The organism is Acinetobacter sp. Ac8, from assembly GCF_055392545.1.
Window position 1 is genome coordinate 1900172 of sequence record NZ_AP043689.1, and the last position, 21999, is coordinate 1922170.

19 protein-coding genes and 1 tRNA gene are annotated in these 21999 nt (G+C 34.6%); 14 read left to right on the top strand and 6 right to left on the bottom strand.

What is annotated here, in order from left to right; translation table 11 throughout:
- Nucleotides 1-71: 71 nt before the first annotated feature.
- Genes ACZ5QH_RS08865 through epmB form a run of 3 tightly spaced genes read right to left on the bottom strand, consistent with a single transcriptional unit; the run spans nucleotide 72 to nucleotide 5073 of the window.
- Nucleotides 72-2309, bottom strand: a complete 2238-nt coding sequence (locus ACZ5QH_RS08865; RefSeq protein WP_303577021.1) for an EAL domain-containing protein — start codon at nucleotides 2307-2309, stop codon at nucleotides 72-74.
- Nucleotides 2291-4042 carry a hypothetical protein gene (locus ACZ5QH_RS08870; RefSeq protein WP_034612070.1) on the bottom strand — a complete coding sequence of 584 codons (1752 nt, stop codon included), beginning with the start codon at nucleotides 4040-4042 and terminating at the stop codon, nucleotides 2291-2293. Before ACZ5QH_RS08870 ends, ACZ5QH_RS08865 begins: the two co-directional genes overlap by 19 nt.
- Nucleotides 4043-4056: 14 nt before the next feature.
- On the bottom strand, nucleotides 4057-5073 hold the full coding sequence (gene epmB / locus ACZ5QH_RS08875) for an EF-P beta-lysylation protein EpmB (RefSeq protein ID WP_034611889.1): 1017 nt from the start codon (nucleotides 5071-5073) through the stop codon (nucleotides 4057-4059).
- A 340-nt stretch (nucleotides 5074-5413) separates the two neighbouring features.
- Between epmB and efp the strand changes: the two genes are divergently transcribed.
- The 12 genes from efp (at nucleotide 5414) to ACZ5QH_RS08935 (ending at nucleotide 18402) form a co-directional block, all read left to right on the top strand.
- Entirely contained in the window at nucleotides 5414-5983 is a 570-nt protein-coding gene (efp, locus tag ACZ5QH_RS08880) for an elongation factor P (protein ID WP_004721246.1), read from the top strand.
- Nucleotides 5984-6381: 398 nt separating this feature from the next.
- Nucleotides 6382-8481: a carbon starvation CstA family protein gene (locus tag ACZ5QH_RS08885; protein WP_004820734.1), complete on the top strand. Its 2100-nt coding sequence runs from the start codon at nucleotides 6382-6384 to the stop codon at nucleotides 8479-8481.
- 32 nt (nucleotides 8482-8513) lie between these two features.
- Nucleotides 8514-8816: a YbdD/YjiX family protein gene (locus tag ACZ5QH_RS08890; RefSeq protein ID WP_303577022.1), complete on the top strand. Its 303-nt coding sequence runs from the start codon at nucleotides 8514-8516 to the stop codon at nucleotides 8814-8816.
- A gap of 197 nt (nucleotides 8817-9013) precedes the next feature.
- Nucleotides 9014-10039, top strand: coding sequence for a 2-dehydropantoate 2-reductase (locus ACZ5QH_RS08895; protein ID WP_303577023.1), 1026 nt, complete (start codon nucleotides 9014-9016; stop codon nucleotides 10037-10039).
- Nucleotides 10040-10181: 142 nt separating this feature from the next.
- Complete coding sequence (locus tag ACZ5QH_RS08900; RefSeq protein ID WP_303577024.1) at nucleotides 10182-11141, top strand: AAA family ATPase; 960 nt, start codon at nucleotides 10182-10184, stop codon at nucleotides 11139-11141.
- A 12-nt stretch (nucleotides 11142-11153) separates the two neighbouring features.
- Complete coding sequence (locus ACZ5QH_RS08905; protein ID WP_303577025.1) at nucleotides 11154-12062, top strand: DUF58 domain-containing protein; 909 nt, start codon at nucleotides 11154-11156, stop codon at nucleotides 12060-12062.
- Between the two features lie 9 nt (nucleotides 12063-12071).
- A complete protein-coding gene (locus ACZ5QH_RS08910) occupies nucleotides 12072-14087 on the top strand; it encodes a transglutaminase TgpA family protein (RefSeq protein ID WP_303577026.1) in 2016 nt (671 codons plus the stop codon).
- Nucleotides 14088-14131: 44 nt separating this feature from the next.
- Nucleotides 14132-14208: transfer RNA gene (locus ACZ5QH_RS08915), tRNA-Val, on the top strand.
- 177 nt (nucleotides 14209-14385) lie between these two features.
- On the top strand, nucleotides 14386-15594 hold the full coding sequence (locus tag ACZ5QH_RS08920; RefSeq protein ID WP_151781081.1) for a tyrosine-type recombinase/integrase: 1209 nt from the start codon (nucleotides 14386-14388) through the stop codon (nucleotides 15592-15594).
- Nucleotides 15595-16084: 490 nt separating this feature from the next.
- A complete protein-coding gene (locus ACZ5QH_RS08925; RefSeq protein WP_419761925.1) occupies nucleotides 16085-16270 on the top strand; it encodes a metallophosphoesterase in 186 nt (61 codons plus the stop codon).
- A gap of 988 nt (nucleotides 16271-17258) precedes the next feature.
- The gene (locus ACZ5QH_RS08930) at nucleotides 17259-18179 is read left to right on the top strand and encodes a phage/plasmid replication protein, II/X family (RefSeq protein ID WP_303577027.1); all 921 of its coding nucleotides are present in this window, start codon (nucleotides 17259-17261) and stop codon (nucleotides 18177-18179) included.
- A 10-nt stretch (nucleotides 18180-18189) separates the two neighbouring features.
- On the top strand, nucleotides 18190-18402 hold the full coding sequence (locus tag ACZ5QH_RS08935) for a helix-turn-helix transcriptional regulator (protein ID WP_303577028.1): 213 nt from the start codon (nucleotides 18190-18192) through the stop codon (nucleotides 18400-18402).
- Between the two features lie 82 nt (nucleotides 18403-18484).
- Here the strand turns inward: ACZ5QH_RS08935 and ACZ5QH_RS08940 are convergent, their stop codons facing one another.
- Entirely contained in the window at nucleotides 18485-18880 is a 396-nt protein-coding gene (locus ACZ5QH_RS08940) for an XRE family transcriptional regulator (RefSeq protein WP_151781788.1), read from the bottom strand.
- Nucleotides 18881-19065: 185 nt separating this feature from the next.
- On the opposite strand from ACZ5QH_RS08940, the gene ACZ5QH_RS08945 reads away from it, so the two are divergent.
- Both ACZ5QH_RS08945 and ACZ5QH_RS08950 read left to right on the top strand, forming a co-directional pair.
- Complete coding sequence (locus ACZ5QH_RS08945) at nucleotides 19066-20034, top strand: hypothetical protein (RefSeq protein WP_303577029.1); 969 nt, start codon at nucleotides 19066-19068, stop codon at nucleotides 20032-20034.
- Between the two features lie 47 nt (nucleotides 20035-20081).
- The gene (locus tag ACZ5QH_RS08950; protein WP_151781785.1) at nucleotides 20082-20429 is read left to right on the top strand and encodes a hypothetical protein; all 348 of its coding nucleotides are present in this window, start codon (nucleotides 20082-20084) and stop codon (nucleotides 20427-20429) included.
- A gap of 267 nt (nucleotides 20430-20696) precedes the next feature.
- Here ACZ5QH_RS08950 and ACZ5QH_RS08955 read toward each other — a convergent pair whose 3' ends face one another.
- A complete protein-coding gene (locus ACZ5QH_RS08955; RefSeq protein ID WP_303577030.1) occupies nucleotides 20697-21395 on the bottom strand; it encodes a hypothetical protein in 699 nt (232 codons plus the stop codon).
- Nucleotides 21385-21984 carry a recombinase family protein gene (locus tag ACZ5QH_RS08960; RefSeq protein WP_151781782.1) on the bottom strand — a complete coding sequence of 200 codons (600 nt, stop codon included), beginning with the start codon at nucleotides 21982-21984 and terminating at the stop codon, nucleotides 21385-21387. Before ACZ5QH_RS08960 ends, ACZ5QH_RS08955 begins: the two co-directional genes overlap by 11 nt.
- Nucleotides 21985-21999: the final 15 nt, after the last annotated feature.

The following is a 21999-nucleotide window of genomic DNA, read 5'->3' on the forward strand; positions in this document are numbered from 1 at the left end:
GGATTAGACAAAGTGATAGATTTAAAAAAAGGTTGAGCATTTTAAACGCTCAACCTTTTTAGTATTAGACTTTATTGATCTTGAACATCAGTCAAGTGATCCAGTTTCTTCTGGAAATATTCACCTTGCAAGAATCTGACATCTACATTCCACGCATTTGCAAAAGAGTTCATATCATTTAGATTTTTCAGTAGCAATTCAATTGGCTTGATTGCATGATATTTTTCAAGAGTATGCTGGAATTGCGTCATAGTCGCATCACTATTAAGCTGCTTTGTAAACTTCTCATCTAGCGTTACTAAGCTCACATCCAATTGTTTTAAGATGGCTTCACTTGAAATGCTCGAACCAAAACGTCGAATTGAGATTTCGGCACCATGATCACGTAAAACACCAATTTGCTTTTGAGTTTCTAAGATATTTTTTGCAATATCTTCCTCATCAAATTGTAAAATCAGTGGATGAGATTGGCGGCTTCCAACAATGGTCAATAGTTTAGAAATAAGCTCAGGGAACTGTTTGTCATGGAACAACACATGACGATTTAAATTGACGATTAATTTTGCTTCTGGATATTGAGTGATAAAGTTATGTAATTGCTTACATGCTTCGACTAAAATCCAGCGATCTAATTTAATTGAAAGCTCAATATCATCATCTAAATCAATTAAATTACTTACTTTTTTCCACTGATTTTCAAAAATAAAACCGCTACTGACTTCATAGGTATTTAAATTGCTATCTTGTTTGTCATAAAGCTGTTGGTATTTTAGCTGAATCTCACCTTTTTCAAGCGATTGGGCAATTTGACCAAGAATCGCGGAGGTTTTAAAGATATGTGGCGCTGGCGTTTCTTGAATTTGAACTGGTTTCTCTACAGCTGTATTTTCAACTTGAGGTTTCGGGGCAAATTCAATGGAGTTACTTTGTATTTGCAGCGGTTCTGCTTGATCTAATTTGGGTTCAAGCAATGACAATTCAATTTTAGTGTCTTGTAAAGTCGCCGTTAATTGTTGCTCGGATACAGAGTCTTTTTTTGCCAGACGATGATTATAAGCTTGTTCTAAAACGTCGTTAAAACTTGCTTCTGTAAAGCTGTTTTGCTGTATGTTTGAATAGCCAATCTTAATATTCAGTGGGTAGGTATAACCATCAATTTCCAATAATTGAGGTTTTTCTAAAGCATGCAGCCCATGAACACGAGATTCTAAAATGGTGTCAGACTCAGCTTGTAAAATCACTGCATACAACAACATATCAATTTGATATACCGTGGTATTGGTTTGTTCTTGAATAAAGTTTTTAAAGCCTTCTAAGTATTGAACGGCTGTTTTCCAAGGAGAAGTTAAAATATTCTCAGGACAAGCGGCAAAGCTAAACAGTACCAATGCATTCGATTTGGCAGGTTGGTTGATTAAAGCGTACTGAATTTTTTGCAGACTAGTTGCGACAGCACTGATGCTTTTCTTATTCGAGTCGGATGATTGTGCTTGCGGTTTTTGACTTGCAGAATTGATCTCAATGGTGATTTGAATACAGTCTTCTTCATCTGAAGGCAGAAATTCAATTTTTAATGGATTTTCAGATTTAGCATTGCTATTCAGTGTATCAATTTCAAAACGTGCTAAATCAAAATTACCTTGAGAAATCTTTTTAAAACGTTGTTTAAAATCATTGATATTCTTTGGTTTTAAAATATCTAATACAGGTAATCCAATAATTTCTGCTTCATCTTTTAGACCAAACAATTTTAAATATTCAGCATTGGCTTGGGTATGGATACCTTCCTGAATTAAGGCAATCGCTTTATGTTGTTCTTCAACCAAGGCTTGAGCTTGATTTTTTGCACTTTCAAGATCGTTTAAAAGGTGCTTTTTCGCTTGTAAGGTACGGCTATAAGACAACGCACGGATTAGGCTAATATAAAAACGATCGGTATATTCTAAATTAACAACATCATAGATGCCTTTTTGAATATAGGATTGATATTGGTTGGTTTGATAATCTTCAGGTTTTAAGAACAAAACAGGCAGATCAATATCAGCAGAGGCTTGAATTAAGGTAATGGCTTGCTCAATTTTGATGTCATAAGCACGACCAAAAATAATCAAGTCCCATGAGGTATTGAGTTGTTTTTCAAAACTTTTTAAATCATCCAATAAAAGCGCTTGTACTTGATGATTCTTACTTTGAAAAAGATCAATAATTTGATTATAACGAATCTGGTTATCATCAATAATGAGTAATCTAGTTTCAGAGAGTTTTAATTTTTTCGATAATAATAAATTTCTCACTTTAAAGCTTCCCATACATCTTGATTATTCAAATTGGCAGATTGGTGTTGAATGAACTGATCAATGCGGTCATTTTCTTCATCATTGATCAATTCAAATTCGTACTGAATAAAGCTCTGGGTAATTAACAATGTTTTTGTTAAATACACCTTAATTTCTTCAGTGTCTAAACGTAGATAAATTGCTTGCTGTTCTTTGAAGAACGGTAAATTTGGCAAAATAATAGAAACATTGGATTCATTTAAATTTTGCACTTGAACCATAAGGCAAGGGTGGTAGTTAATCGTCGAACGATCCGCTGGAACTTTTACCGCACATGGGTAGATGTCTTGAGCTAAAACCTCTAAACCCACTTCATAGGTTTTTTTAACAGATTGTTTGATCCAACGAATGATCGCACCTTTCCATTTGTCATTGAGGCTTTCATTGACCAAGATAAATTCACCCGTGCGTAAATTTCGTGGAGTTTCATCTGACCAGCGAATACGATAACCGTTTACACTAATATCCAGTACTTGGGTCTGATAGATCTGTTTTGCTTCACGGTCTAAAGTTTTAATTTGCCCTAAGTTCGATGCTGTGCTTGAACCTGTTGAAATCGATGAATGAATATTGGACTCAGACTGAAATGCATAATTATTATTTAAATTAAGTGTTTCATAAAAATTCTTAGCTTTGGATAAATAGAAGTGTGCGGTTTGTAAGCTAAAACAAATTTGAAGTTGTGCAGAGTATTCATAACGCTCATGTTGACGTTCAGTTGTGGTACCCAAGACATTTTGCACATGAAATTTTAACGCAGCAGATAAATAGATCTGTTCATTTTTAGACAGATATTCGTCTTTATGAATCGTTGAATTAATATGTTCGAGCAGATTCTGTGTAGAAATATACAAAGAAGTACGGAAATTCGCATGTTGTTTGCGATTATAAATTGGTGGAACATCTTTAGAGCCATCAATCACATAACGCGATAAGCTGGTTTCTCTTGGTAAAATTTGGATCAGTTTGACCCAATCAAAAGTACATTGATAAAGTGCTTGTGTTTCTGAAGGGCGAATTTGGTGCGTATTAAAAATATCCAAAAGCAGCACTTGTGCATAGGCTTGCTGGATATTTTGAATGGTAAAATGTGTACCTTGTAATTGGTTGATATTGATATTAAATTCTTGGTTTTTAACTGCAAGCTCATAAAGATGATGTGTGGTGAGCCATTGATGGGTCAATGGACCACTGTAGAGCATTTGCTGTTGAACCAACAATAAACCAAGTTGTTCTAAAGCATAAAAGGTTGCAAGTGTACGCGCTGTTTGTAAATTTCGTTTTTGTTTAAAATTAAAAAATGAGAATTTATTTGAAACCAGTGTCTGATGACTTCTTCGCACAATATTGATATAGACGTTGGCAAAATAGGTGCGAATTCTAGAGGATAAATCAATAATATGTTCAATACGCGCATTTTGAGAAAGACCTTGATTTAAGATGTTTTTTTCAAGGCTTGATAAAATGCTTTCGGTAATTGGGTGTAAAACTTGAATTAAATCAAAGCGTAGCATTTCGCTACAATCCAGTTCGCTGATTTCACAAATGGCTTTTAAGACCGACTCTGAGGTATCGCCAAGTTGCATAATAGACAGTGTGGCGACCCATGCATTGACAGATGCCACCGAATTTTCTGCAAAACTTAGACTTTCTCGTTGTAGAACCGTGATATTTTGAAAAATTTCTGAAATTTCTTTATTTATCATGAGCATTTCAACTCTTAAAAGGTTGTGACTCCAAACAGCGGCGTTTTATTATTTTCTCCCGCGACTTCTCGAACCAATTTAGGAACTAGATAACCCGGTAAACTGGCCAATACATCCTTATAAATCTGATCAATTTTTTCCGCCCCTAAATCGAAATGATGCGCACCTTTTACTTTATCTAAAACATGAAGATAATACGGTAAAATTTGTGCTTCAAAAAGTCGTTGACTTAAATTAACGAGAGTTTGTGCAGAATCATTCACACCTTTAAGTAAAACGGCTTGATTCAACACAAGAATATTTTGTTTTGCTAAATGAGATAACTTTGCACAAGTCAAATTATCTAATTCTGCAGGATGGTTCGAGTGTACCACTAGAATTACACGTAGCCTACTGTTTTTCAATAAAGAAACTAGCTCTTCATCGATTCTTTCTGGAATTACAATTGGAACGCGTGAATGAATTCTCAAGATCTTAATCTGACTGAGAGATTCTAGACGTTCTATCCAAGTGGCTAATTTTCGGTTAGATAAAGTTAATGGATCGCCACCACTTAAAATCACTTCATTGATTTCAGGATGAGCTTCTAAATAACCTTTAATGTTCAACCAGTCTTCATTTTTAGGTAAATTTTCTTGGTATGGAAAATGACGACGGAAGCAATAACGGCAGTGCACGGCACATGCACCGGTGAGGGTCAGTAAAAAACGTGATTTATACTTATGTAAAACCCCAGGAATTTGATTGGCTTGTTCTTCATCAAGTGGATCTGTGACAAAGCCTTCGTGTTCTTCCATTTCCAGATGATGTGGTAAAACTTGCAATAAAAGTGGATCTAGGGGATTGCCAACTTCCATCTTTCTGACAAATGCACGGGGCACACGTAGTTTAAATTGTCCAGACGCAAGGATTGCACCAGACAATAACTGTGCTTTAGAAAGTTCGAGTATTTCTAACAGTTCTAATGGATCAGTAATTAAATCACTGAGTTGAGATTGCCAATTTTGCTCTTGATATAAGTAATTTAACATGCCACGTGCGATAAATAGTTGAAGATAGGGGAAAGCGGATGGTATTGCTTGTTCAGATTGAATCTGTCAGGCTCAATTTGAAATGTTTCATTGGAAAAATGCTTTCAGTAGAGCTGATTTGTATTGAACAGCTGTGAATCACCAATGAATCGAAGATTTTACCCTCAATCTGACCGAACATGGGTAATTTTTCATTGCTTCACGATGTATTGCTCATTTAGAATACGAAAAATGTAAAATACATTCTTTGCTGTTTGGAATGATCACTGTCACAAATCGGGTGATTTGCTGATAGCATCGCAGTAGAGATTTAAATTAGTAAGTTCGGAGTGTGCCTTTCATGGCCTATTATTCTACAAATGATTTCAAAGCTGGCCTAAAGGTTATGCTTGATGGTAACCCATGTTCAATCATGGAAAACGAATATGTAAAACCAGGTAAAGGTCAAGCGTTTAACCGTGTAAAACTACGTAACCTAAGATCTGGCAAAGTATTAGAAAAAACTTTTAAATCAGGTGAATCTTTAGAAGCAGCTGATATTGTAGAAGTAGAAATGGATTATCTCTACAACGATGGCGAATTGTGGAACTTCATGGATCCAGTATCTTTCGAACAAATTGCTGCTGATAAAGTTGCAATGGGCGATGCTGCAAAATGGTTAAAAGACGATTCAAACGAAAAATGCACAATTATGTTATTTAATGGTATTCCATTAAACGTTAGTGCACCAAACTTCGTTGTATTGAAAATCGTTGAAACTGATCCAGGTGTACGTGGTGATACTTCAGGTGGTGGTGGTAAACCAGCTAAACTTGAAACAGGTGCGGTTGTACGTGTTCCATTATTTGTACAGCAAGAAGAAAGCGTTCGTGTAGACACCCGTACTGGTGATTACTTAGAGCGTGCTTAATCATTTTATTGAAAAATGATGACGCTGAGGGATGATGAAAATCATCCCTTTTTTATTGCGCATAAATTGAGTTGGTATATGGCTTTTTAAAAGTACAAGCCTTTATAAAAATAGAGAGTATCGGCTAAATTTTCGACTAAAGTCGTAGATCGACAGCCTATAATTAATAGTAGAGTCAGAGAGTCGGATGATTACATTGATGATAAAAATAACAAAGTCGCGATTTAAGTCACTGTGATGTCATGCTAATAGTACATATTCAGACCAGTTTTAATGCCAAAGTCTTAGATGAAAACAAAAAAATGAGGAGTAGAGTCACCAAGGAATGAGTCACGGAAATGCATTACGCTTTATAAAAACAATGGAACTGCTTTTTGTAATCAAGATGTGAGGTTTTAATGGAAAATATTCAAACAAAATCATCACCCTTATCAAAATTGATCTGGGTGATTGTCGCCATAATTGGTGCAGTATCTTTTGGAATACTTGCAGTCAGCAAGGGTGAGCATGTCAATGCGGTTTGGCTAGTGCTTGCAGCGATATGTGTCTATAGCATCGCTTATCGTTTTTATAGTTTATTTATTGCGACCAAAGTTTTTGAACTGAATCCTCGGCGATTAACACCAGCACATCGTTTAGCAGATGGCTTGGATTATGTCCCGACCAATAAATATGTACTTTTTGGTCACCATTTTGCTGCTATTGCAGGAGCGGGGCCATTGGTTGGGCCTATTCTTGCCGCCCAAATGGGTTATCTACCAGGAACAATTTGGCTTTTGGTCGGGGTTGTTCTTGCTGGTGCAGTTCAGGATTTCTTGGTTTTATTTATCTCTACACGACGAGATGGGCGCTCACTTGGTGAAATGGCAAAGCAAGAGCTGGGTTCATTTGCTGGTGTGGTGGTGATGCTTGGTGCATTAGGTGTGATGATTATCATTCTTGCCGTATTGGCATTGGTGGTGGTGAAAGCACTGGCACATAGTCCATGGGGCGTGTTTAGTATTGCAGCGACGATACCGATTGCCTTATTTATGGGCATCTATATGCGCTATATCCGTCCGGGCAAGATTGCAGAAGTTTCTATCATTGGTTTTGTGTTGATGATGGCTGCAATTGTTTATGGTGGAAATGTTGCTGCTGATCCTTATTGGGGACCATTTTTCACATTAACTGGAACACAACTTACTTGGGCACTCATCATTTATGGATTCGTGGCTTCGGTTCTACCTGTTTGGCTGTTATTAGCACCGCGTGATTATTTATCAACATTCTTGAAAATTGGTGTAATTGCGGGTTTAGCAGTGGGTATTATTGTTGCAATGCCAATGTTAAAAATGCCAGCTGTTACGCATTTTGTTGATGGTACTGGTCCTGTATTTGCTGGATCCATGTTCCCATTCTTATTTATTACCATTGCTTGTGGTGCGATTTCTGGTTTCCATGCTTTAGTCTCGTCTGGAACTACACCTAAACTGATTGATAACGAAGTCAATATTCGCGTCATTGGTTATGGTGGTATGTTGATGGAATCATTCGTTGCAATCATGGCAATGATTTGTGCAACAGTGCTTGAACCTGGTGTTTACTTTGCGATTAATGCGCCAGCGGCAGTATTGGGTACTACAGTAGAGAGCGCAGCAGAAGCAGTACGTACACTTGGTTTTGTGGTTACACCTGAGACATTGAGCTTGCTGGCAAAAGAAGTGGGTGAAAGTACGATTCTTTCACGTACTGGTGGTGCGCCAACATTTGCAATTGGTATGGCTCACATCATCACGGATATTTTTAATAATCGTTCAATGATGGCATTCTGGTATCATTTTGCGATCTTATTTGAAGCGCTGTTTATCTTAACCGCTGTCGATGCCGGAACTCGCGCATGTCGTTTTATGGTACAGGATACGGTGGGTATTGTTGTTCCAGCACTTAAAAACTCACACAACTTTGTGGGGAATATGATTGGTACAGCGGTTGCTGTCGCTGGATGGGGCTTCTTTGTTTATCAAGGTGTAGTCGACCCACTTGGTGGTATTAACAGCCTATGGCCTCTGTTTGGTATCGGTAACCAAATGCTTGCGGCAATGGCTTTGATCTTAGGGACAGTGATTTTATTTAAAATGAAGAAAGAGAAATATGTATGGGTCACCATTATCCCAACAATTTTCTTATTCATTACCTGTATGACTGCGGGTTGGCAAAAAATCTTCCATACCAATCCTAAGATTGGATTCTTGGCTCAGGCGGATAAATTCTCAACAGCAATTGCCAATGGTGAAATTTTAAAACCAGCTAAAACACTTGAAGAAATGCAAACCATTGTATTGTCCAATCAAATCAATGCTGCACTGTGTGCATTCTTTATGATTGTTGCGATTGTGATGCTGTTTGCTGCTATTGGCGCAATTCGTCGTGCATTGGCCAGTCCTACACCAACAGTAAATGAAGCTCCAGCGGTGTATGCAGATCCTGAAGAGGTGTCTGTTTCTAAATCACACTAAGTTGATATTACAGATAGAGTGAGAGGTGAGTGATGAAGCTTAAATTTGCTCAAGGTGGTAAAACGGTGATTTATCAAATCATCAAGATGACCATCATGTCGCAAAAGGAGCTAATTTTTAATCCTAAAAATTGGTCTAGAATTGCAACATTATGGACACGCTTACAGCAAAGTTTCCGTTTGATGGTGGGTGTTCCAGATTATCAAAATTATCTGGAACATATGAAAAAGCATCATCCCGATATGGATGCAATGGATGAAAAGACTTTTCATCGCTATTGTGTAGATGCCCGCTATCCAACGGCTGGTGGAACAATGAAGAAGTGTCCATGTTGATGGAAGGTATAAGTTGATTTAAAGCTTAAATAGAAACGGCACTTGGGTGCCGTTTTTTATTGAAGATGAGCGAAGTGATTTATCGGTTTAACGCAATAACAGCACACTTCATGATGAGACTTGTCGTATAACTGACAGTTGGCAAAGTCTAACTCCGCTAGAATCATGTAATACATATAAATGAAAAGGAGACTGCTATGAAAATCTGTATTTATGGTGCGGGTAGTATTGGATGTTATATTGGCGGTCGATTAGCAGCGGTAGGTGCTGATGTGAGCTTTATTACACGTCCTCGTGTATATGAAGAATTAAGGACGTCTGGTTTTAAACTGACAGATTACACTGGTAAAACGATAAAAATCGCGGCAAATGATTTACAGCTTAGTGTTGATCCTAAAATAGTCACAGATGCTGATATTATTTTTGTATGTGTAAAATCTGCTGCGACTGAGCAAGTGGCCAAGGAACTTTATGACAACTTGGGCGCACACAGCCCCTATATTGTGAGTTTTCAAAATGGGTTGAGTAATGTTCCAATTTTAAAGCGGATTTTAAAACATCATTCGATTTTAGAAGGCATGGTGCCTTTTAATGTTGCAGTTCAAGCAGTTGGGCATTTTCATCAAGGGACATCTGGTGCGTTGCATGTGAAAGCATATACTCAGCAACAGGATTTAGCCGAGCTTTTTAAACAAGCTGAATTAGAAATTGTTTTTGATCAGGATATGCTTGCAGTGCAATGGGCAAAAATTTTGCTGAATTTAAATAATTCAATCAATACTTTGTCAAAGTTACCGTTAAAACAACAATTGTCTAATCACCAATATCGACAATGCCTTGCTATGGCGCAACAAGAAACGTTATATCTCTTAGATTTAGCACAAATTAAGCCAGCCAAACTCACAGCAATTTCGGCACATCTATTGCCTAAAATAATCAGTTTGCCCAATTTCATTTTTAAAATATTAAGCCGTAAAATGTTGGCAATCGATCCCTTGGCGCGTTCATCTATGCAAGATGATTTGATGGCAGGGCGAACAACAGAAGTGGACTGGATCAATGGCGAAGTTGTTCAGCTCGCCCAACAGTTAGGTAAACAAGCGCCTATCAATAAAACCTTAATCGAATTGATTAAACAGGCTGAAATTTCAGAAAGTGAATTTTCAATTGGTGCGCAAGATTTAAAAACAAAGTTAGAACATGCCGCAAAATTAAAAGTTTAAAATTTTGGTTGATGGGGGGATGCTATAAATTTTGAAGTGTATTCAGCAAATGAAAATAAGGATTTATCGCAGTCAAGATTGAGTATTCCTTAAAACCGTGTATGTTAAGGAAGTTACAATAATTTTATTGGGGAAATAAAAGGTGATTTGGGGAACAACACAAGTAAAAGTATCAGAACAACATAGCACTGTATCAAATTTAGACCTCACTCAGTTTTACCCAAAAATTGATGACTTTTTAAGTCAAATCAACCAAATTATTTTAGATAAAAGTCATCAGACTAAACTGGCACTCTGTAGTCTATTGGCTGGTGGACATTTACTTTTTGAAGACTTACCCGGACTTGGAAAAACCACCTTAGCCAGCAGCTTGTCTCGTCTTGCAGGTCTCGATTTTCAACGGATTCAGTTTACCAATGATATGCTGGCAAGTGATGTGATTGGGATCAATATGTTTAATCAAAAAGAGCATCAATTTGAGTTTAAACATGGTCCAATCTTTACCCAAATTCTGCTTGCAGATGAAATTAACCGCTGTAGCCCTAAAACCCAAAGTGCTTTGCTTGAAGCAATGGAGGAGGGCAATGTCACTATAGATGGGACACGTTACCCTTTACCACAACCATTTTGGGTGATTGCAACGCAGAACCCACTTTTTCAAAGTGGAACCTATAGTTTGCCTGAGTCACAACTTGACCGTTTCTTGATGCGACTGTCTTTAGGCTACCCATCACGCGCAGCAGAAAAACTATTATTGCAGCAAAGCTCGCGCTATGATTTGATTGAAAAGTTGCAAGCGATTTTCCAACATCAGGAAATTTTGCAATTACAATGTGTGGTAAATCAAATTACATTAAGTGATGTTGTTTTTGAATATATGCTTGATCTAGCAGAAGAAACACGTAAAGGTCGTCATGGCTTATCTCCACGTGGGTTATTGGCATTAAAAAAATCAGCACAAGCCTATGCCTTGATTGAAAAAAGACAATTTGTAATTGCAGATGATGTACAAGCAGTGTTTGTTGCTGTGGTGTCACATCGTATAGGATTAGGTGAGTCTGAGACACGAGCACTTATGCAAAAAGTTCCTGTAAAGGGCTAATTGGAAACGCTTATGTTAGGTCAACGATTTGTTAAATGGCTGCATCTTCGGTTTCGCTATACAGGAACCCGTACACTGAAACAAAACCAAGTGTTGGTGTTTATGTACCAGCAAGGTTTTCTGTATCTGGTCCTTATTCTGATTACTTTTATCGCTGGGATTAATTATGCCAACAATTTAATTCTTGGTTTTTGTTTTTTAATCAGTGCGATTTTATGTATTAGTTTCTATCTCAGTTTTAAACAATTACATGCGATTACATTAGATGTGGTTGTTGATGAGGTGGGTAAGGTTAATGAAGCTTTTAAGGTGAGAATTAACCTACAACAAGATCATGCTACGCCTAAGTTTTTAAACTTTAAAATTGATGAACAATTACAATCTTTTCTATTTGAAGAAAAACAACAAAGTTTTGAATTGAATTTTATCCCACAACAACGTGGTGAATTTTCAGTTCCTCCAATTCAAATTTACTCCACATATCCGCTTGGTTTAGTACGGGCATGGACCTATATTTATTTAACTAACAGTTACTGGATTGCCCCTGAAGCGAAGTCTTTAACCCATCAATCACAGAATTATTCCAATACGGGTGAACCTGATTTAGATGAATTTAAAGAGTTAAGGACTTTTAAATCAGGTGATTCATTGCAAAGCATTTCTTGGAAACAGGCCGCGCGTGGACAAGGATTATTTGTAAAGCAATTCGATGATTTGGTTGATACCCATGCGATGCAAATTGAATATAGCAAAATGCCAAGCGCAGACCATGAAGAGAAGTTAAGCTTTATGATGGAGTTGGTCGATCGATGTCATCAAGCGGAAACACCGTACAGCATCATTTTACCGCATGCACAAACTGAAAACGGGATTGGAGAACAGCACTATATTCATATCAAAACCTTATTGGCGCAAGCGTGAGGATGAACAATGAATAAATCAATACAAATTTCAATTTTAGTTGTGCTGAGTTTGATTTGGCTGGCACAGCTGGCTTATATGCCTGTGGCATTGTCTATTTTATTCCTCATGAATATAGTGGCTTTGGCACTGTATTATGACAAAACCAATAAACATCAAGTCTATAATCTGCCTCGATTCTTTGCACAAACCCCAAAATTAGTTTTTGCACTTTTAGCCTTACTTATTATTTACTTTGATTCCCGCACTTTTTTAGGCGTAGAAGCAGGTACAGCGGTTCTTTCCACATTTTTATTTGCGAAAGCACTGGAAACCAAATCAAAGCGTGACTTTATTATTCTGTTTAACTTTGCTTTGTTCGTCAGTGCCAGTTTGTTTTTACACAGCCAAGCCTTTTGGATGGCACTGTTAGTTTTGTGCTGTTTAATCAGTTGTTTGGTTGGACTGTATCGTGTACAAATCGCCAATTTTGAAATAGAGCAACCGATTTTTCAGTCACTTAAAAGTGATTCATTGCATATTCTTAAATTTATTGCTTTGGCGCTGCCATTCTTTGTTTTACTGTTTATGTTTTTCCCGCGTTTGCCACCACTTTGGCAAATCCCCATTCCCAATAATAAAGCGGTAACGGGATTGAGTGATCGCATGTCACCGGGTGATATTGCTGAGCTTTCACAGTCAAGTGCATTGGCATTTCGAATTATTGGCAATATGAAGCAATTGCCAAATCGTAATGAGCTGTATTGGCGAGCGATGGTGCTTGATCATTATGATGGTACAACGTGGACAAGTGAGTTCGCCAATAAACAGGTAAAAGCTTATTCCAAGATCGCAGGGCAGATTGATGGATTTCATTATCAATATCTGGCCAGTGATCCAAGTCAGCAATGGATTACCGGTTTGGAAAAGTCGATTCCAATAGAACAGCGTTTTGAGTTACACCAAGACTGGTCGATTACACCTAAACGACTGGTACAGCGTACCCAGCCAATTGAATTGCAGTGGGTGGGGAATCGGGTTCGAGATATTCAGGATGCACATTTTGAACAGATGATGCTGAAAAATAACCTCAGTTATCCGAAAAAGAGTGATCTACAAGCCCAGCAGTTTGCTTTAAATCTGTATCAGCAGAGCCAGTCTAATCCTGAAGCTTATATTCAGAATGTATTGAACTGGTACAAGAAAGAAAAGTTTGTTTATACACTTGCACCAGGAAGGTTGGGGAATAACCGCGTTGATGAGTTCTTGTTTCAATCTCGGCAGGGGTTTTGTGAACATTATGCCTCAAGCTTTGTCTTGCTGATGCGTTATGTTGGAATTCCAGCGCGTGTGGTCACTGGCTACCAAGGTGGTGAGCTGTCTCCTGATGGTCAAAGTTGGGAAGTACGCCAGTTAGATGCACATGCTTGGGCTGAGGTTTACCAACACGGGCAATGGCAACGCATTGATCCAACGGCCATCATTGCACCGATGCGTATTGATCGTGGTATGCAAAATGTGATGAATGACGATCGTTCGATTTTTGGTGATGCGGGTTATTCAAATTTGCGTTTTCAGCATTCATCGCTGCTTAGAACGCTGCGTGTTTGGAGTGACTATGCTAGTTTTCAATGGCAGAGTAAGGTTGTCGGTTACGATGCAGAGAAGCAAAGCGGCTGGATGAAGAAGCTTGGCTTAACATCGGCTTATAGTTATGGTTTGGTTTTAATTTTTGGAATTCTTGGATTACTGTTGATCTATTGGGGTGTGACGCAATTTTGGCGCACTCGTCAAATGTCAGCGCTTGAGCGAATCATTGCTCAATTTAATCATCAATTATCTGAGGTTGATCAAAAAGCTGAATCAGAAACCTTTCAACAATGGATGCAGCGTTTAGCCTTGCGGACTGAACAAAAACATCTGTTTGAGCAAGTGAATCAGATTTTTCAAAAAATTGTCTATTTAGGTAATGAAAATCAACAGGATATTCAAAATATCAAGAAATTGCTTAAAGAGTGTGCGAATGCATTAAAAGTAAAGAAATAAGGCTTGTCATCTTATTAAAAAATGAATAATATTCTCAGCACTTCAGGTGTATAGCTCAGTTGGTTAGAGCGCTACGTTGACATCGTAGAGGTCTCCAGTTCGAGTCTGGATATACCTACCAAAATATTAAATTTGTATGTCGATGTATTACGATATATGAGTTAAAAAGCTCTAAATATTATATATTTAGAGCTTTTTTATTGCTTTGTATAACGTTATATGAATACGTATAGCGCTTCTGAATTTGTATCATCTAATGTATCATGTAAATAAATCTAACTCATGATACATATTTTTAATGAAAAGAGCAGCAATCAAGAAAAGACCATTATCAGATACAGTCCTGGCAAATCTCGAACCAGAACAAAACGATTATAGAGAACGTGATACAGGACCACTTTATTTCCTAGTACAAAAAACTGGCAAAAAATCTTGGCAATTGCGATATAAAAATGAAAAAGGGACGTGGTCTTGGAAAGGGTTAGGTGCATATCCAAGTGTGAGTGGAGCGACAGCAAGGCGTAAAGCTAATGAACAATCTATCAAAATAGCAAATGGTGAGATTCTAGAAACACGTAAACAAGTCAAGAATAAGCAACAAGAAATTGCTCAAAGGAAGTTTAATGTTTTAATGAATGAGTGGCTAGACACTAAAAAAACATCTTGGGGTGAGGAAACATTTGATAAAGCGAAAAAGTCGATTAATCGACATATCATTCCCAAATTTGGTGAACGAGATTTTACTGAAATTACACCTAAAGAGTGGTTTGACTTTTTTCAAGGCCTACAGCGTGGCTTGAATATCCATACTCAAGTTGAGAAGTTAACTTCTTATTGCCGTAATGCTTATGACTGGGCGAAGTTCCAAGCAAAAATAAATTTTAATCCAATCGAGGGCATGACCAAGCATTTGGATAAAAAAGTTGGCGGTAATATGAAGTTCGTTGAAATAGATGAATTTCCAAGATTAATCACAGATATTCGTACTCATCATCAACGTAAATTAGCGATTGGTTTAGAGTTAATGGCTTTATTATTTCCACGCCCTGTAGAGTTACGTTTTGCAACTTGGAATCAATTTGATTTTGATAAAGCAATTTGGGTTAAACCTGCTGAAATTATGAAAAAGGGAATCGTTCATGGTGTACCTTTGCCTAAACAGGCAATTACATTGTTAGAGGAATTAAAAGACCATAGAACTGAATCAGATTTGTTGTTTGCTGGGAGAAATAGCCTAAGTGAACCTATCTCTGATAATACATTTAATATGGCTTTGAATCGTATGGGGTACAAAGGTCGTCAAAATCCGCATGGTTTTAGGCACATTGCGAGTACATCACTAAATAATAAATTTAGTGATAAAGAACAGGTTGTTGAAGCATGTTTAGCGCACATGAAAAAGGGAGTTAAAGGTATCTATGATAAAGGTTCTCATTTCGAAGAGCGTGTTGAAATGATGCAATGGTGGGCAGATTATATTGATGCTCTTGTACTAAAAATTGAATAGAGGAGATCTACTTTTATTAGCTTACTATCATTTTTAGAATTGAATTTTAATCCGTCAAGATTTAAAAGATGTAAAGTGTAATTAGACAACGATTATGACGAGATAATTGAAGCTTTTAAACCGGATTTAATCATCGCAGAACATATAGATGAAAATACCGTAGTATAGGAACAAGCGATAAAAAATTGGTTTGCATATGGTTTATTTTATACTGATACTACAATAATTCATCAAAAATTACTTTCTTATCAGTTTCCTAAGCTTTTTATTACATAATAAGAGTGAATTTACTAATTTATTGAAGGGCTTGCTAAAGTTGTTTTAAATATGATTGACTATCAAGAATTATATTATGTGCTTATATTTAATGGTGCGTATGTTTTAGATTGGTAAATCACAAAATTTGGAATAAGTATTACAACTGAAAAATCTATCTGTACAAAGAATCTATGATGCTCTTATAGATATTATTGTTGAGATTCACTGCGAAATAAATGCATTACAAAATTTAATGCAAATACTTGGTTATGATAGAAAAGGGAGCCATAATGAAAGTAGAAAATTAATTTTTGTTGGTGATTTATGTGATAGAGGGCTTGATAGTGTTGCTGTTATAAAGTTAGTTAAGTATTTAATAGACAATGATAATGCTCAATGTGTATTAGGGAATCATTAATTAATTATACTAATTCATTCAAAACGTGAAGGAAACGGTTGATTTCTTGGTTCACCGCATGAAGATGATGACAAAAAATTAATTCTCAAAAAGCATCTTTACCCGACAGGGAAATGATAATTCAATTTTTAAGTACTTTACCACTTGTTTTAGAGTCTGAAAAATAAGGGTAGTTCATGCATGTAGGGATAATACATCCATTACTTCATTAATGAATGATAAATCAAAATCAGTAAAAGAAGCATATGATCTTTTCACAAAACGAATTGAAGAACATATAACAAAGTCAGACATTGCTCAAAGGGCTAAAGAAGACGAATTAGACTATGAGTAGCAATTAAAGGGTATTTACTCAAAAATCCCGTTTCTCAAAAAATCTTGCTCATAAACATGTTGTTGAGCAGATGAATCGTCCAATTAAAATTATTACTTCTGGAACAGAAGTATTTGCAGATGATGGGTTTTTTGCTGACGGTAAATGGAGAATGGCCAACGTTTGAAATGGTGGGATCAATATGAAAGTCATATTCCTATTGTAGTTGGACATTATTGGTGTAACTTTAACAAAAGAGAGAAAAGCATGATATTTTTGTTGATTAATAATTTCATACGCCTTGTTGAAGTTAATTTTAAAATTTGTGTTCTTAAAATGAACTTTGTTGATATCTTGAAAGGGGGTATCTTAACTTTGTTATTAAATTTACAATTTTTAATTTAATATTGAGCTGTTAAATCATTGTTATTTTTATGAAATTTGACAAAATTTTATTTTTAATTTATTATATGCTACATCGAAGTGATAGTGAGTTAAATTAAAGTATTAAGAATATTGAGCGTATATAAAATAAATTTTGGTTTATAAATAACTAATTATAATTATATTAATAGTACAATTGTGTCATTATGATACCTTACCTTATTTTTTAAAATTTTAAATAAATTAAAATCCCTATCACTATTTTTTTACATTTAATAGTGAGAATAAATCATGAAAAAAAATAAAACAGAAATAGATTATATTGAAATTGTAATTGATATTAATCATGAACCTGAAAAAGTATCATCTTGTTATCAATTGGTTAGTAATGAAAGCTATAGTTTTGATGAATCTTTATTAAAGTACAGACCAAAGAAAATAATTTCTGAATTTGATAGTGTTATTAAATTACAATCATTATCATTAAAAGATAATAAATCTAAACTAAAAATTACAGGTAATTTTTATAAATGGCTGTACGGACAAAATGTGACAGGTTGTGAAAGTTTAATTGATTTAGTTTTATTAGTTATTGATAAATTAAAAAAACTAGAATTAGTAGATCCAACAGATGAAGAATTAGAAACTATCCGTCTCGGTCATTTTAGAATTTATAATGTTGACATAAAAAGAGATATTATTTTTGAAAGTAAGCAAAATGCTATTCAATATTTGTCTACCCTTAAAGCTCTATCGACTTATCCAAATCAGAAAAAAACAATATTTGAGAATGGAATCTATTTTGGATTTACTTCTAAGCGTTGGTCTATATGTAATTATTACAAAGGTCAAGAAATTAGGGACAAGTCAAAAAGATCTAAGACAAGCTTAGAGTTGAAAGCATTAGCTGATCTTATGATACGCCAAGAGATAAGAATTTGCTCAAAGCAATTACACACATGGGATTTAATCTTCGGTCATCATTGGCTTGATTCAAATTATATTGATAAATTTTTTAGTAAAAAGCTTGATAAAATTTATATTCCAGAAATTATTTTTAAAGACGCAAAAAGTAATATAACTAATAAAAGTGATAGAAAATTTTATAATTGTTTGATTAACGGCGACATAAATACATACTCTAAATCAACTATATGTAGAAAAAGGAAACATTTTTTAGATAGTTATAATATTGATATTAATAATTTGTGAGAATAATAATATGAAAAAAATTAGAATAACAAAAAAAGAAGTATGTTTTTTATTATCAATAAAAGCTGATAAATTAAGAAAAATAATGATTGAAGATGAAACATTTCCAAGACCGATAAAAGACGGCACGACTAGACAAGCAGCTGTATATTTTGATGTAAGTGAGATAGAGCTTTGGTGGAGAAATAAAATTGAGAATTCGAAAAAAGATTGTAATTATTAATAAGTAGTTTTCATACTTATACCTGAAGAAGTAAGATCAAGAAAATCTTGCTTCTTTTGTATGAGTTGTAAATATTTATATATTATTTTTTATCTAATAAAGCGATTATCATATCTCTTATAATCTTCTTATGAGATGATGAAAGTTGGGTGTAAGCATCAAATACTTCTTTATCTTTATAGCCAAGTTCTTGTTTCCATCTAGCATCACGTTGTTGAATAGCAATTTGAATATTTTTATTGAGAATAAACTCCTCTGGTGGTATTTCTAACCATTTTGCTAATGTAAGTAATTTATCACCTGAAGGAATTGCTTCACCAATCAGCCATTTACGAACGCCGTGTAAGGTCATGGGTTTACCAGAGTAGTTCAAATTAAACTCTCTTTCTAATATAGAGGCTTTAGCTTCATAACCTTTAGATTGCATAGCCAGTGCTAAGCGTTTTGCAAATAAGGTTCTTTCATCATCATTTTTCATCACTCCAAAATAGTAAATTTAGTTGAAAGCCACGTAACTATTGATATAAGTTACGTAAAGATTTAAACTTTAGTTAAGTTTTATTGATAATTTTTATTCTTTAAAATATTGTTACAATAGCTTTTTGTTCATAAAAATCATCAAGTTGAATTAAATATTGTATTTATCTAAATTATGAGGGTGAAATGTTTAAGAATAGTCCATTATCCATTCAGAAAATTTTAACGCTGACTTTTGTATCAATATTTTTTTCGTTTCTTATTTCTTTTCTCGATGTTGTTGACGGAGATAATTTAGTTAAAGGTCAATCAATATTTGTCATACTAATAGCAGAAATTTTCATTAGTGTGTTATTCATAATATTAATTTACTTTCTATCAAAGCGAAAAAAAATAGCAAGAATTATATTAATATTTTTAATTGTTATTGGAATAGTTTCATATGGATTATCTTTATTCATTGATAGTTACTCTACATTTAAATTTCTTTTATATTTGTATTCGATATTAATTGATTTTTATATACTCATATTATTGTTCAGTGAAGATATGAAAAGATTTCTCAATACCGGATATGTTAGGAATGAATTAAGTAGAAGTTTTAATTCATGGTTTACAATTTTATCAACGATTGTTTTTATAATGATTGTTGGCGGAAAGTTTTTAAATAAGTATGACCTTACAAATATAATAGAAAATAGCGAGAAATCTGAAAATGTTTTGAATGAGAATCCCGTAAGTAGTTTTTCAGGGAAAATTGATGAAAAAGGTTCGGAATGGGAAAATAGCGTAGATTTTAGAGATGAAGGGATGAGTGAAGAAAGTGATGTTAATATAGTTAATCAAAAGGGTGAAGGTCAACCAATCGCTGTAAGATTTGGTGTCAATGAATTTAATACATCACTTTACGATAAAGTCGCATACGACATTGTAGTTCAAGGTCGATCTGACGAGGAAGTTGTTGTATACGATGTCATTTTAAACAGAGGAAATCAATGTGGTCTTTCTAGCTATGCACGGCAAAAGCAACTTCCATCAAGCTTAAAATTTGGTGAATATATAGCATTATCAATAGGTGGTTGTGATGCTCAAATGGTTCAAGAAATAGAAGTAAAGACAAATTTTGGCAGTTATATGTTTGGTCCTCAAAATTAAGCATAAAGATGAACTAATTACCTGTTTTTTATATGGAGTGTAATTAATTGAAAAAAATTATTTTAGTAATTCTCAGTTTTCTTTTTTTAGGTAGTACTGTTTTCGCAAAGGAAGCATTAAAGCCTGCAAATGGTAAACAACCAACATATTGTGAACAAGTTGTTTCTCTGCATGGCTTATTAAGCAGAGCACAGTTTCAATGTGGATATAGTCAATACAATCAAGAACTCATTGATGATTCGAAGAAATGTTTTGAACATGAATTAGGTCAAGAGAGAGGTTTAGAAGCATTAAAATTTGGTATGGCGGAGTTTGCTCGAAATGAGTCTGAAAGAGGTAAATCTGTAATTTGTACTGATTTATTAAAGGCGTTTCCTGAATATATTCGAAAATAGTATTATAAAAGTCACTGTGCGAAAAGGCAAGATTGATGAAATCTTGCTTTTTCGTTTTTTATAAGTATTACTAACATTTACCTTTGGAAATTGAAGTAATGTCAGCATTATTAGGGCTTAATTTTAAGCAAATAATAGTATTTTCAATAATGTTGGATTCGCCTTTAAGAGTTAAGATTTCATCAACATTAGCGGTGATTTATGATTTAGTTCGGTAAGCGATAAAAAATCGAGCTTAAACAAAATAATTTATAAGCTTCGGTGTGCTTATACACTTTTATCGTCAATATGAAATATATATTTAAATATTTCTTCTGATAAATTAGATGCAGATTTATTTAAATTTACATATAGTTTAGAAAGTTCATCTCTATGATTAAGATAGTCATCTTTATTGTTTTTATCTATTGCAATCGATCTAAGTGTTGTTTCAGTTCGTTCAATAATTTTCATTCCAAAATATATGTTTTTTCTAAAAGTTGTATATTCTATATATGAAACATTAAATTCATTAACATATTTTTTTATATCATCATTATTTGTATATTTATAAATTAAGTACACCTTATGAATTATATTATTAAATTGTAAATCTAAATTATTTGTCAATTCAGTTTCCGACTTAGACTTTGGTATCTCTATATTATTTAGCACTTTATTTAATATATCATCCCTATGTTCTTCCATAATTTTTTCACTAATATCAAAAAAATCTTTTATTTCAAAAAAAAGAATTTCTGATAATTTAGATAAAACCTCACTACCTTTTTGTTTTCTCCATGTATTAAATGTATATAGTAATGCTATTGTTGGAAATAGTGTAGCTGACCATATCATTAGATTTGTTGCTGTACCTTTATCGTCTACATAAATCTGTATAAGAGCATATAGAGCTATAGATATGCTAAGTAAAGCTAAGTAAATAATTATCAGCGTTGTAGCTAAATCAAAATTTTTATTTAACATCTTTCAATACTCTATATACAGTAGCAACACCACAACCAACAGCTTTTGCTATTTCTTCTTTTGTAAGCGATTTATTAGCTAACTCTTTAATTCTAGCATGTTTTGCGATATTCGCTTTTTTGCCAGATGGTTTGTATCCACTTCTTTCCAAGCCTTGTTTAATACGTTCTCTGCGTTTGTCATTGTCTAATCTAGCCATAGTAGCCAACAAATCTATAAGCATGTTATTTACTAGATTTAGAATAGAGCTTGTAATGGTATCGTTTGAACTAATTAGCATGTGTGTAGTCGGTAGATCAGCAACAACGAGCTTTAAGCCCTTTTCTTTTATACGTCCTTTCAAAACATCAAAGTCAGCTTGAGAAAGCCTAGATAGGCGATCGACGCTCTCAACTAGTAACGTATCGCCGATCTTTGACTCATCTAATAGTTGATTTAAAACAGGTCTATCTAGCTTTGTACCTGATTCATTTTCTATATATTCTCTTAGTTCACTTTTAATGGATTTAGCAAATATTCGTAAATCATCTAAAGCTCTTTCTGCATCTTGGTCTTTGGTACTTGCACGTACATAAATCCTAGTAGTCATTTATCATTTATCAAT

What these genes read in the sequence shown, in the direction of transcription:
- ACZ5QH_RS08865 (WP_303577021.1), bottom strand. Translation starts at nt 2,309, where the DNA reads ATGGGAAGCTTTAAAGTGAGAAATTTATTATTATCGAAAAAATTAAAA.
- ACZ5QH_RS08870 (WP_034612070.1), bottom strand. Translation starts at nt 4,042, where the DNA reads ATGATAAATAAAGAAATTTCAGAAATTTTTCAAAATATCACGGTTCTA.
- epmB (WP_034611889.1), bottom strand. Translation starts at nt 5,073, where the DNA reads ATGTTAAATTACTTATATCAAGAGCAAAATTGGCAATCTCAACTCAGT.
- efp (WP_004721246.1), top strand. Translation starts at nt 5,414, where the DNA reads ATGGCCTATTATTCTACAAATGATTTCAAAGCTGGCCTAAAGGTTATG.
- ACZ5QH_RS08885 (WP_004820734.1), top strand. Translation starts at nt 6,382, where the DNA reads ATGGAAAATATTCAAACAAAATCATCACCCTTATCAAAATTGATCTGG.
- ACZ5QH_RS08890 (WP_303577022.1), top strand. Translation starts at nt 8,514, where the DNA reads ATGAAGCTTAAATTTGCTCAAGGTGGTAAAACGGTGATTTATCAAATC.
- ACZ5QH_RS08895 (WP_303577023.1), top strand. Translation starts at nt 9,014, where the DNA reads ATGAAAATCTGTATTTATGGTGCGGGTAGTATTGGATGTTATATTGGC.
- ACZ5QH_RS08905 (WP_303577025.1), top strand. Translation starts at nt 11,154, where the DNA reads ATGTTAGGTCAACGATTTGTTAAATGGCTGCATCTTCGGTTTCGCTAT.
- ACZ5QH_RS08910 (WP_303577026.1), top strand. Translation starts at nt 12,072, where the DNA reads ATGAATAAATCAATACAAATTTCAATTTTAGTTGTGCTGAGTTTGATT.
- ACZ5QH_RS08920 (WP_151781081.1), top strand. Translation starts at nt 14,386, where the DNA reads ATGAAAAGAGCAGCAATCAAGAAAAGACCATTATCAGATACAGTCCTG.
- ACZ5QH_RS08930 (WP_303577027.1), top strand. Translation starts at nt 17,259, where the DNA reads ATGAAAAAAAATAAAACAGAAATAGATTATATTGAAATTGTAATTGAT.
- ACZ5QH_RS08935 (WP_303577028.1), top strand. Translation starts at nt 18,190, where the DNA reads ATGAAAAAAATTAGAATAACAAAAAAAGAAGTATGTTTTTTATTATCA.
- ACZ5QH_RS08940 (WP_151781788.1), bottom strand. Translation starts at nt 18,880, where the DNA reads ATGAAAAATGATGATGAAAGAACCTTATTTGCAAAACGCTTAGCACTG.
- ACZ5QH_RS08945 (WP_303577029.1), top strand. Translation starts at nt 19,066, where the DNA reads ATGTTTAAGAATAGTCCATTATCCATTCAGAAAATTTTAACGCTGACT.
- ACZ5QH_RS08955 (WP_303577030.1), bottom strand. Translation starts at nt 21,395, where the DNA reads ATGTTAAATAAAAATTTTGATTTAGCTACAACGCTGATAATTATTTAC.
- ACZ5QH_RS08960 (WP_151781782.1), bottom strand. Translation starts at nt 21,984, where the DNA reads ATGACTACTAGGATTTATGTACGTGCAAGTACCAAAGACCAAGATGCA.